10 protein-coding genes and 1 pseudogene are annotated in these 10,353 nt (G+C 61.1%); 10 read left to right on the top strand and 1 reads right to left on the bottom strand.

Annotation, left to right across the window (positions count from 1 at the left end):
- The coding region (locus QF629_12800; GenBank protein ID MDP6014401.1) for a hypothetical protein at nt 1–285 on the top strand (285 nt) is incomplete at its 5' end.
- 152 nt (nt 286–437) lie between these two features.
- Here the strand turns inward: QF629_12800 and QF629_12795 are convergent.
- Nucleotides 438–1,349: a LysR family transcriptional regulator gene (locus QF629_12795; protein ID MDP6014400.1), complete on the bottom strand. Its 912-nt coding sequence runs from the start codon at nt 1,347–1,349 to the stop codon at nt 438–440.
- 142 nt (nt 1,350–1,491) lie between these two features.
- On the opposite strand from QF629_12795, the gene QF629_12790 reads away from it, so the two are divergent.
- The 9 genes and pseudogenes from QF629_12790 to atzF all read left to right on the top strand — a co-directional run bounded on the left by QF629_12790 (nt 1,492) and on the right by atzF (nt 9,961).
- Entirely contained in the window at nt 1,492–2,619 is a 1,128-nt protein-coding gene (locus QF629_12790; GenBank protein MDP6014399.1) for a BMP family ABC transporter substrate-binding protein, read from the top strand.
- On the top strand, nt 2,616–3,752 hold the full coding sequence (locus QF629_12785; GenBank protein MDP6014398.1) for an ABC transporter permease: 1,137 nt from the start codon (nt 2,616–2,618) through the stop codon (nt 3,750–3,752). The genes QF629_12790 and QF629_12785 overlap by 4 nt, the downstream gene beginning before the upstream one ends.
- A complete protein-coding gene (locus QF629_12780) occupies nt 3,749–4,675 on the top strand; it encodes an ABC transporter permease (protein MDP6014397.1) in 927 nt (308 codons plus the stop codon). Before QF629_12785 ends, QF629_12780 begins: the two co-directional genes overlap by 4 nt.
- Before the next feature lie 10 nt (nt 4,676–4,685).
- Nucleotides 4,686–4,853: pseudogene (gene amiF / locus QF629_12775) on the top strand (formamidase).
- 113 nt (nt 4,854–4,966) lie between these two features.
- Nucleotides 4,967–5,644: an isochorismatase family cysteine hydrolase gene (locus QF629_12770; protein MDP6014396.1), complete on the top strand. Its 678-nt coding sequence runs from the start codon at nt 4,967–4,969 to the stop codon at nt 5,642–5,644.
- Entirely contained in the window at nt 5,641–7,149 is a 1,509-nt protein-coding gene (locus QF629_12765) for an ABC transporter ATP-binding protein (protein ID MDP6014395.1), read from the top strand. The genes QF629_12770 and QF629_12765 overlap by 4 nt, the downstream gene beginning before the upstream one ends.
- Nucleotides 7,149–7,817: an isochorismatase family cysteine hydrolase gene (locus QF629_12760; GenBank protein ID MDP6014394.1), complete on the top strand. Its 669-nt coding sequence runs from the start codon at nt 7,149–7,151 to the stop codon at nt 7,815–7,817. Before QF629_12765 ends, QF629_12760 begins: the two co-directional genes overlap by 1 nt.
- The gene (locus tag QF629_12755) at nt 7,810–8,154 is read left to right on the top strand and encodes a cupin domain-containing protein (GenBank protein MDP6014393.1); all 345 of its coding nucleotides are present in this window, start codon (nt 7,810–7,812) and stop codon (nt 8,152–8,154) included. The genes QF629_12760 and QF629_12755 overlap by 8 nt, the downstream gene beginning before the upstream one ends.
- Complete coding sequence (gene atzF / locus QF629_12750) at nt 8,147–9,961, top strand: allophanate hydrolase (GenBank protein ID MDP6014392.1); 1,815 nt, start codon at nt 8,147–8,149, stop codon at nt 9,959–9,961. The genes QF629_12755 and atzF overlap by 8 nt, the downstream gene beginning before the upstream one ends.
- Nucleotides 9,962–10,353: the final 392 nt, after the last annotated feature.

Here is a 10,353-nt window from a genome sequence, read left to right as displayed (position 1 = left end):
ATACGAGGCTCGACCCACAACGATACGATCATCGGCTCCGACAGTAACAGCCCCTTGGGCTGGGAACACCTGAACGGGTGGGAAGGGTACGACGTCATTGACGGCGGCGCCAACGGGCAAAACACACTGGATTTCAGTGAAGCCCCCGGCGGCCACTTCGATCCGGACGTGGTGGACGTCTTCCTCGAAATCGAGAAGCGAATCGTCACCATCACCACCGAACACAGCGACACCGCTTACAGCGAAGCTATCCGCAAAGCCTCGCCGCAAGCCGGCGTCGTGTGAGCGATGCCCCGCGTCGCTCGGCGTGCTCCTACCCGGAAACCTACACATGAGGCGACGTTCAGGGGCCAAGTCGCGTGCCCCTCTTGTGCATGCCAAATGGAAAGCAATTTATCTATGGCTGCCGACATCACCTGGCAATGATCGAATGACGATCATTTACAATCATAGCGGGCGTTGAGGGCGGTAGCGAGCTGGTCGGCAAAACGTGCTGCCGCAACTGGTAGCGAACGACCCTGGAGCTGTCCCATATAGAGAACGCCTTCAGCAAGGTCGCGCGGGTCGACACGGATATGTGCGAGTGCGCTCGTTGTCGACGTCTGCGTGGCAAGGCCGATGGGAATCTGAAACGACACCATACCCTTGGCTACCGAGAGATGGCGAAGGAAGTCAAAGGAATCCGATTCGATCATGGGCTCGAACCTGAGCGAAGTGCGTGCGACCGCACTTTCCAGCAATTGCCGCACGCCGAACCCCTTCGACGGCATGGCGACAGGATATTGCAGACAGTCGCGTAGCCGTACCGTCTCTTGCTCTGCTAAGGGGTGATCGGCTGCCATTACCGCGTGCACCGGCTGCTTGACCTTGAGTAGAGTGTAGAATTTGGCGAAGCGCACCGGTTCGAATACGAGCGCTACATCTGCGGCGAATGACGCCAGGGCCTCTTCCGCAGCGGTGCGGTCCCGCACATAAACGGCGAACGTCACCGCCGGGTGGTCCTGGCGATACCGCGTGATCTGTTCGGGCAAGAAATAGGGAATGAGCGCCTGACTGCAGGCGATGTTGACATTGCCGCGACGGACGCCCGATAGATCGGCGATCTTGGACTTCACCTGATCCATATCGGATATCTGCTCGCGGATATGTTGGATCAGGATTTCACCAGCGGCGCTAAGGCGCACGCCGCGGGGCAAACGCTCGAACACCTGCTCGCCGAGATCCTCCTCGAGCGCCTGAATGCGCCGGTTAAGCGCCGACGGCGTGATCGAGAGCACCTCTGCCGCCTTGCGGATGGAGCCGACTCTGACCACCGCATCGACATACTCGAAGGTACGTAAGTGCCTCATGCCAAACCTCATACGGACAACTGGTGCGAATTTATCACCACAGCGATGAAAATCTAGCAGAAGACATAGTCGCTCGATGCCTATTACTGTTCGCGCCACTAGATCAACGCCGGCATGGCCGGAGCAACAAAAGGTTTTCGAGATGGCAAGCAAGGGTACCCTCACTCGTCGCCAATTTCTCCACTCCACCACCGCGCTCGCCGGAGCCGTAGCCCTTGGCAGCACCCTGCCCATGGGCGCTGCCCGTGCAGCCGGCCTGGCGGTGGGTTTCATCTATGTCGGCCCGAAAGACGACTACGGCTACAACCAGGCGCACGCCGAGGGGGCTGCCGCGGTCAAGGGCATTGAGGGTGTTACCGTCATCGAAGAGGAGAACGTGGCCGAGACCATCGACGTGCAGAAATCGATGGAGAGCATGATCAATTTCGACGGAGCGCCTTTGTTATTCCCGACCTCGTTCGGCTATTTCGACCCGCACATTCTGGCTGTGGCGCCGAAATACGAGTCGGTGCGCTTCCAGCATTGCGGCGGCCTCTGGAACGGCGAGGTGCATCCGAGCAATGTCGGCTCCTATTTTGGCTATATCGGCATGGGGCAGTATCTCAACGGTGTTGCCGCGGCATTCGCGACAAAGACCAAGAAGATCGGTTTCGTCGCCGCCAAGCCGATTCCGCAGGTGCTCAACAACATCAACTCCTTCCTGCTCGGCGCCCGCTCCATCGATCCGGAGATCACGTGCCAGACGATCTTTACCGGCGAGTGGTCGCTCGCGGTCAGGGAAGCAGAGGCGACCAATGCGCTCGCCGACCAGGGTGCCGATGTCATCACCTGCCATGTCGACGGGCCGAAGGTGGTGGCTGAAATTGCGGCGGCCCGCGGCGCCTATGTCTGCGGTTACCACGCGAACCAGAGCCCACTCGCTCCCGAGCAGTATCTCACCGGCGCCGAGTGGAACTGGGCAGCGGTCTACACCGGCATGGTCGAGGCCTACCTTGCAGGCCAGCCGATCGACAATTTCATCCGTGGCGGTCTAGCCGACGGCTTTATCAAGATGAGCCCGCTTGGGCCAGCGGTGAGCGACGCCGCGCGCAACGCTTTCGACGGCACCATGGCGGAGATCCTGAAGGGTGATTTCGCGGCCATCAAGGGTCCGCTCAAGGACAACAAGGGCAACATGATTGCCACGGCAGGCCAGACATTCGTCGAGAACGCCATCGAGCTCGAGAGCATGGACTATCTCGTCGAGGGCGTCATCGGCTCGACTACCTGAGCGTACTGGCCGGCGATCCCGCCGTGAGCGCTCTTACAGAGTTGGCGGCGGACGATATGCGTCCGCCGCTAGCCGGCCTTTCGGCCTTGGCACGGCGTGCCGAATTCATCGCGCTACCCGTTGGTGCCTTGTTTGTGGGCCTGCTCGTTTTTGGCGTATTTCTCGCCATACTCGGCAAATCGCCGATCGAGTTCTACAGCCTCATCTACAAGGCCGGTTTCGGCTCGGTCTTCTCTTGGCAGAACACATTGTCGCGCGCGGCGCCACTGCTGCTCGCGGCGCTTTGTGTCGCGCTGCCCGCACGGCTCGGGCTGATCGTCATCGGCGGTGAAGGGGCAATCGTCCTGGGCGGAGTCGCTGCGGGTGCCGTGGGTACGGCGGCAGCCGGCGCATCGGGTGCTCTCGGCATGGCGCTGATGGGTATCGCCGGCGCGTTTGCCGGTGCCGTGTGGATGGGCGCGGTTGGCTTGATGCGCCATCGGCGCGGTGTGAACGAGACCATTGCCAGCCTGTTGATGGCCTATATTGCCATTGCGCTAATGAATCACTTGGTCGAGGGGCCATTGCGTGATCCCGGCAGCCTCAACAAGCCATCAACCGCGCCTCTGGATGATGCCTTTCGCGTCGGCAACATGCCGGGCTTCGATGTCCATTGGGGTCTCGCGCTTGGTATCGTCGCCTGCTTCGTCAGTTGGGTTCTGATGGAGCGCACACGCTGGGGCTTTGCCGCTCGGATCGCCGGGGGAAATGTACGGGCCGCACAAATTCAGAATCTACCCGTTGGAGCTTTGATCGTAAGCTTCACCGCGCTTGGGGGCGCTTTCGCCGGCCTCGCCGGCATGATGGAAGTGGCGGCGGTGCATGGTGCCGCTAACGGCTCGCTCGCCGTCGGCTTCGGTTATACCGGCATCCTGATCGCGTTCCTCGCTCGCCATAACCCTCTCGCCATTATTCCTGTCGCAATGCTGCTCGCCGGATTCGAGGCTTCGAGCGGGTTGGTCCAGAGGCGCATGGATCTGCCCGATGCGACGGTCCTAGTTCTGCAAGGCTTCGTCTTCATCGCCATCCTCTTGAGTGAAACGCTCTATGGGCGGTTTAAGATATTCGCGCCCGAGCGCTGGAGCGGTAGATGAGTGAAACGGACATCGGTCTCTGGGGAGTGCCTTTGGCAGTGCTCGGCGGCGCCATCCGGGTATCCACCCCCTTCCTCTTTGTAAGCCTTGGAGAGTGCCTTACCGAGCGCGCGGGCCGAATCAATCTCGGTCTTGAGGGCACGCTGGTCTTCGGTGCCATGTCCGGCTACGCGGTTGCCTATGAGTCGGGCTTGGCTTGGGTCGGCGTGATGGCGGCGGCGATGGCCGGCGTGGTCTTCGGGTTGGTGCATGGGTGGATCTGCAGGATGCCACGAGTAAACGACATCGCCATCGGCATTGCCATGATGGTGCTCGGTCTCGGCCTCGCCTTCTTCTTCGGCAAGCCTTACATCCAACCTGTCGCGCCCGATTTGCCCGCCATCTCCTTCGGCTGGTGGTCCGAAGTTCCGCAAGTCGAAGCGGCGCTCAAAGTCAACGTGCTATTTCTTATGGGGATCGCCTTGGCGGTCGCCATGAGCTGGATGTTCCGCAGCACGCGCATCGGCCTCGTTGTCCGCGTTGTCGGCGACAGTACAGACTCAGCCTTAGCGCTGGGACTCCATCCCAACCTTGTGCGCCTGTTGGCAACAGCGGCGGGCGGCGCCTTGGCCGGTATCGGCGGAGCGTATCTCTCGCTCTACTATCCCGGCAGCTGGAACGAGGGCATTTCCTCCGGCCAGGGCCTGATGGCAGTGGCATTGGTAATCTTTGCCCGCTGGAACCCGATGGCCTGCTTCTGGGCTGCGCTGCTATTCGGCGGTGCCGGTGCGCTCGGGCCGGCACTGCAATCTGTCGGTGTCACGCAGGGCTATTACCTGTTCTACGCAGCACCTTACGTGCTCACCCTCGTCATTCTCGTGGCAAGTAGCTCTACGACGCATGCCATTCAGGGTGCGCCGGGCGAGCTCAGTATTACCAAATAGGGAGCAAACCATGAATGGTCTCGGCGGCCTAAATAAATCGCCCAACGGTGTGGTGCTTGGGATGGTGCAGATGCAGCTTCCCACCGTCGTGACGCCTGATGATCTTGCCGCGCAGACCGCGGGCATCATCACCATGGTCGGCAAGGCAAGGCGGAATATGGCGACCATGGATCTGGTTGCTGGGTGCTATCGCCTGCCATGGGAGGATGAGGTGGCCGTCACTGATGGCACGTCCTGCGGGTTCGATGCGCCGGGCCGCCGTTACGGCGAAACCCTCGTAGGAGCTACCGAATGAGCACTATCGCCGCCGACCCCTATGCCTGGCCGTTCAATGGTGATCTCCAGTCAGCCAACACGGCGCTGATCGTCATCGACATGCAAATCGATTTCTGCGGACCCGGTGGGTATGTGGACAGCATGGGCTATGATCTCAATCTGACGCGCGCCCCGATCGAGCCGATCAAGGCCGTTCTCACAGCCATGCGTGAGAAAAGCTATCACATCTTCCATACCCGCGAGGGACATCGGCCAGACCTTGCCGATCTGCCGGCCAACAAGCGCTGGCGCTCACGACAGATCGATGCCGGCATCGGCGATCCGGGCCCGTGTGGGCGCATTCTCGTGCGCGGTGAGCCTGGCTGGCAGATTATTGACGAGCTGGCACCGTTTGCCGAGGAACCCGTGATCGACAAGCCGGGCAAAGGCAGCTTCTATGCAACCGACCTCGAGCTCATGCTACGCACCCGCGGGATCGATAATCTCGTGCTGACCGGCATCACCACCGATGTCTGCGTGCACACCACCATGCGCGAAGCCAATGATCGCGGCTTCGAGTGTCTGCTTCTCGAGGATTGTTGCGGCGCTACCGACCGTGGGAATCATCAGGCGGCAGTGAGGATGGTGAAGATGCAGGGCGGCGTATTCGGCAGCGTTTCGAATTCGGCGGCATTCATACAGAACTTGCCATGAGCGCTGTCAGGCTCGAGACGGTCGGCATGACTATGCGCTTCGGCGAATTCACCGCGCTCGACGATGTCTCTATCAAAGTGCCGGCTGGCTCCTTTCACGCCTTGCTCGGCGAGAACGGCGCAGGCAAGTCGACGTTGGTCAAGTGCATCATGGGCTACTATCGGGCAAGCGCTGGCGAGCTTATGATCGACGATCACCAGGTCGAAATAGCCAATCCACGCCAAGCCCATGCCGTGGGACTCGGCATGGTGTATCAGCATTTCACTCTGGTTCCGTCGCTGACCGGGGCAGAGAACATGGTCATCAGCCGCGAGGATGCGCCGCGGGTCCTGGACTGGCAGCGCGAGCGCCGTGCGCTAGCCGATTTCATGACCACGATGCCGTTCCAGGTTCCTCTCGAGGTACCGGTTGCGCGGCTCGCTGCTGGCGAAAAGCAGAAGCTGGAGATCATAAAACAGCTCTATCTCGGTCGCCGTCTTCTCATTCTAGACGAGCCCACCTCCGTCCTCACGCCTGACGAGGCCGATGAGGTTCTCGGGCTCATGCGCGGCCTGACCCAGGCCGGCCGGATTACCGTCCTGATGATCTCGCATAAGTTCCGCGAGGTCACGGCCTATGCTGATGACGTGACCGTTCTCCGTCGCGGTCATTGCGCTGGCCAGGGCAAAGTGGTGCAGCTCGGCCACATCGACTTGGCCCGGATGATGGTCGGCGATGACAGTCTCGGCGAGCCTGCGAAACGCGTCGGAGAACCGGGGCAGCCGGTGCTTGTGGTTAAGGACGCGCGCGCCGAAGATCGCGCCGGGGTCGCCGAGATCGTGATCGACCATCTCAACGTGCGCGCAGGCGAGATCGTCGGGATCGCTGGAGTCTCCGGCAACGGCCAAATGGAGTTCATGGAAATGCTGGCCGGCCAACGACCGCTGACCGCCGGGCGCATCGAAGTGCGTGGGGAAAGCTACGGTGCAACGCGCGCGGAAGCGCAGCGACACAAGGTGCGCTATCTGCCCGAAGAGCCCCTGCGCAACGCTTGTGCCCCGCGCATGAGCGTGGCCGAAAATATTTCCTTCCGCACATTCGATGCGACGTCGACCGGGGCCCAGCGGTTCTGGCTCAAGCGCCGTGACATGACTCGCCAAGCCGCAGAGCTTGTCGAAGCCTTCAAGGTCAAGACGAATTCACTCGACAGCCCGATGCGTGACTTGTCCGGCGGCAATGTGCAGCGTGCCGTGCTCGCGCGCGAGCTGTCGGGCCCGGTCGACCTGCTTATCATCTCGAACCCCTGCTTCGGCCTCGACTTCTCGGCAGTCGTTGAGATTCGCAGCCGGGTCATGGCCGCGCGCAATGCCGGCGCCGCCGTTTTGCTGTTGAGCGAGGATCTGGACGAGATATTCGAACTTGCCGACCGTGTGCTCGTCATGTCGGAGGGCCGTATTACGTTCGAAACACCGATCGATACCGCTGACATGCACGAAGTTGGCCATCACATGGCGGGACACGGGTGATGGCAGAGATCGCCGCCCGACCCTTCGTTTTTTCCTTCGACAAGGACGCGCTCGCACTGCTCATCATAGACATGCAGCGCGATTTCATCGAGCCTGGTGGTTTCGGTGAAAGCCTGGGCAATGATGTCGCGCCACTTGGCGCGACCGTTCCGGTCGTCAAGCGATTGCTGGATGGGTTCCGTTCCGGCGGGCTGCCGGTCATGCATACGCGCGAATGCCATCGGCCAGACCTGTCGGACTGTCCGCCCGCAAAGCGCGAGCGTGGCGCACCACGCCTCAAGATCGGTGACACCGGGCCGATGGGCCGCCTTCTCATCGCCGGAGAACCCGGGACCGAGATCGTTCCCGATCTGGCGCCCTTGCCAGGAGAAGCGGTCATCGACAAGCCTGGCAAGGGAGCATTCTTTAACACTAATCTCACAAACCACTTGTCCAGTACTGGTATTCGTCAGCTCGTCCTTGCCGGCGTCACGACAGAAGTTTGTGTGCAAACCACTATGCGCGAAGCCAACGACCGCGGATTCGACTGCCTGCTCGCAACGGACGCGACAGAGAGTTACTTTCCCGCCTTCAAAGCCGCGACCATCGATATGATTGTAGCGCAGGGCGGCATTGTTGGTTGGGCGGCAACTGTGGACGAAATTTTGGAAGGACTAAGTCGTGGCTGAGATTGCTTTGCCTGGGTTGCTGGTTGGAAGTTGGCGCGACATGACGTTTGAGCCCTTCGCCGGCGGCGTGGAAATTTGTCGCCTGATAGTGGGAGAGCCGGCGGTTGCTTTATTGCGCTACGCTCCCGCCGCCACGGTGCAGCGGCACCGTCACGAAGGCCTGGAAACGATCATGGTGCTGGACGGTGCGCAATCGGACGAACATGGCGACTATGAGGCGGGCAGCGTGGTCTTCAACCCCTTAGGCAGCGAGCATTCCGTATGGTCCGAGTCGGGTTGCGTAATATTGATCCATTGGGAAAGACCGGTCCGCTTCCTCGAGGCGAGCGATGAATGACCTAGCCTTCGATGTGCCGAGCCTGCACACGGCCTATGCCGCGGGCGCCGATCCCGTGGCTATGATGAGGGAGGTCTTGGCACGCGTTGAGCGGGCGCAGGATCCTGGCATTTTCTTGCACATCGCCGATGCTGACACGCTTTCGGTTGCGGCGCTGGCTCTCTCGCCTTTCGATCCCGTGGCCTATCCGTTGTGGGGCGTGCCATTTGCGGTTAAGGACAACATTGACGTCGCTGGGATGCCGACGACCGCGGCCTGTCCCGCTTTTGCTTATGTGGCCGAGCGCGATGCCACCTGTGTCACCAGGCTGCGCGCGGCGGGCGCGATTCCCGTGGGCAAGACCAATCTCGATCAGTTTGCGACGGGATTGGTCGGACTGCGGACGCCCTTTGCGCCACCGCGCAATGCGTGCGATCCCTCGCTCGTTCCAGGTGGCTCGAGCTCTGGCTCCGCCGTCGCCGTGGCGCACGGCATAGTCAGCTTCGCGCTCGGAACCGATACCGCTGGCTCAGGCCGCGTGCCAGCAGCCATGAACAACATCGTCGGTCTCAAGCCGTCGTGCGGCCTAATCTCGACCGTTGGTGTCGTGCCAGCGTGCCGCACGCTCGATACGGTATCCATATTCGCTCTTTCAGTAGCCGACGCCGAGCGCGCATATCGCGCGGTCGCGGCCTATGATGCCGACGACCCGTACTCACGACCGATGCCCGTGCGTGCGTCCAGCGCGTTGCCGACGCAGGTCAAGGTGGGCGTTCCTTCATCCGTGACACGGCGGTTTTTCGGTGACGCGATCCAATCTGATATGTTCGAAGGCGCGCTTGAAGCGCTGCGGGAGCTCGGCGCGAACATCGTCGAACTGGATTTCTCGGTCTTCTACGAGATAGCCGACTTGCTTTACTTGGGACCGTGGATCGCTGAGCGCTATGCGGTGGTTGAGTCGTTACTCAGGGATGATCCTGGGGCACTGCATCCGGTGACACGCGAGGTCATCGGAAAGGCCGCGACCCTCGGTGCCCATGACGTGTTCCACGGGTTTTACCGCTTCGCCGAATTGAAGCGACCGGCGCAGACGCTGATGGCCACTGTTGATATGATTTGTGTGCCAACCGTACCTAAGCTTTACAGTGTTGTAGAGGTGGAGGCCGACCCTATTCGTACCAATGCCTTGCTGGGCACCTACACCAATTTCGTCAACCTTCTCGATTTGTGCGGTGTGGCGGTGCCTGTGTCCCCGCGCCGAGACGGGCTTCCTGGCGGAGTCACCTTGCTTGCCCCCGCCGGTAACGACGCCGAAATCGCGGCGTTGGCCGCGGCGGTTCATCACGCCACGGCGCCCAGCGCTACCGTGCCACCGCCGGCTAGGTCTGAAAACCACACCGAAGCTGGCGAGCTTGAGCTTGCCGTTGTTGGCGCCCACATGTCCGGCATGGCGCTAAACGGCGAGCTGACCCGACACGGCGCACGCTTTCTGCGCGCCGATCGCACCGTGCCCCGCTATCGGCTTTACGCCCTTGCGGGCGACGGGCCGGCGCGCCCTGGGTTGGTGCGCGATGCCGACGGCGCAGCCATCTACCTCGAGGTGTGGGCGTTGCCGCTGGCTGCGGTCGGCGCATTCATCAAGGACATCCCGCCACCGCTCGGCATAGGCACGCTCGAACTCGCTGTGAGCGGTTGGGTGAAAGGCTTTATTTGTGAGCAGGATGGCCTGGACAGTGCGATAGACATCACAGGATTTGGCGGCTGGCGAGAATTTCTTTCTCAAGGTGAACCGCCCACTCATATCGCCTCGGTATCTCAGGTTGAGTAGGTGCCAGGCTCGCATGCCGGATGGTTTTGAGGCACAGGCGCATTTCGTCGATGCAAACAACACTTGCCGCAGCTGGCCTATCCGCATTCATATGTTGTCGGCCAGTCTTTTCGAATGTCGGACTTGGGTCATTTTGTAGCATGCATGGGTCGCCGAATTTGGGCCCGGAGCTGGAGGCAGCGCCGAAAAACATCGCAAGAAATTTGTCTTTCGCGCATGATGGCCCGCAATTGAAGGTGTAGTGTGAGTGGTGGGTGCGGGTGGAGAACAAGCCTCAAGCACCTTCGGACGTACTGCCGGAGCCGACGCAAGTCGGCTTCTTTCTTCAATAGCGCTAACCCCACCTGGCAGAGTCGGCAAGGCAATCGAAAACATCGCCATCTCCGGCCATG

It is taken from the genome of Alphaproteobacteria bacterium (genome assembly GCA_030739735.1).
Lineage (GTDB): Bacteria > Pseudomonadota > Alphaproteobacteria > UBA7887 > UBA7887 > UBA7887.
Note: the sequence above shows the minus strand (reverse complement) of the source record. Positions and strands in the feature narration are given on the sequence as shown.

Bases quoted from the DNA above. Each gene is read 5' to 3' on its own strand.
- QF629_12795 (MDP6014400.1), bottom strand. From the start codon at position 1,349: ATGAGGCACTTACGTACCTTCGAGTATGTCGATGCGGTGGTCAGAGTC.
- QF629_12790 (MDP6014399.1), top strand. From the start codon at position 1,492: ATGGCAAGCAAGGGTACCCTCACTCGTCGCCAATTTCTCCACTCCACC.
- QF629_12780 (MDP6014397.1), top strand. From the start codon at position 3,749: ATGAGTGAAACGGACATCGGTCTCTGGGGAGTGCCTTTGGCAGTGCTC.
- QF629_12770 (MDP6014396.1), top strand. From the start codon at position 4,967: ATGAGCACTATCGCCGCCGACCCCTATGCCTGGCCGTTCAATGGTGAT.
- QF629_12765 (MDP6014395.1), top strand. From the start codon at position 5,641: ATGAGCGCTGTCAGGCTCGAGACGGTCGGCATGACTATGCGCTTCGGC.
- QF629_12760 (MDP6014394.1), top strand. From the start codon at position 7,149: ATGGCAGAGATCGCCGCCCGACCCTTCGTTTTTTCCTTCGACAAGGAC.
- atzF (MDP6014392.1), top strand. From the start codon at position 8,147: ATGAATGACCTAGCCTTCGATGTGCCGAGCCTGCACACGGCCTATGCC.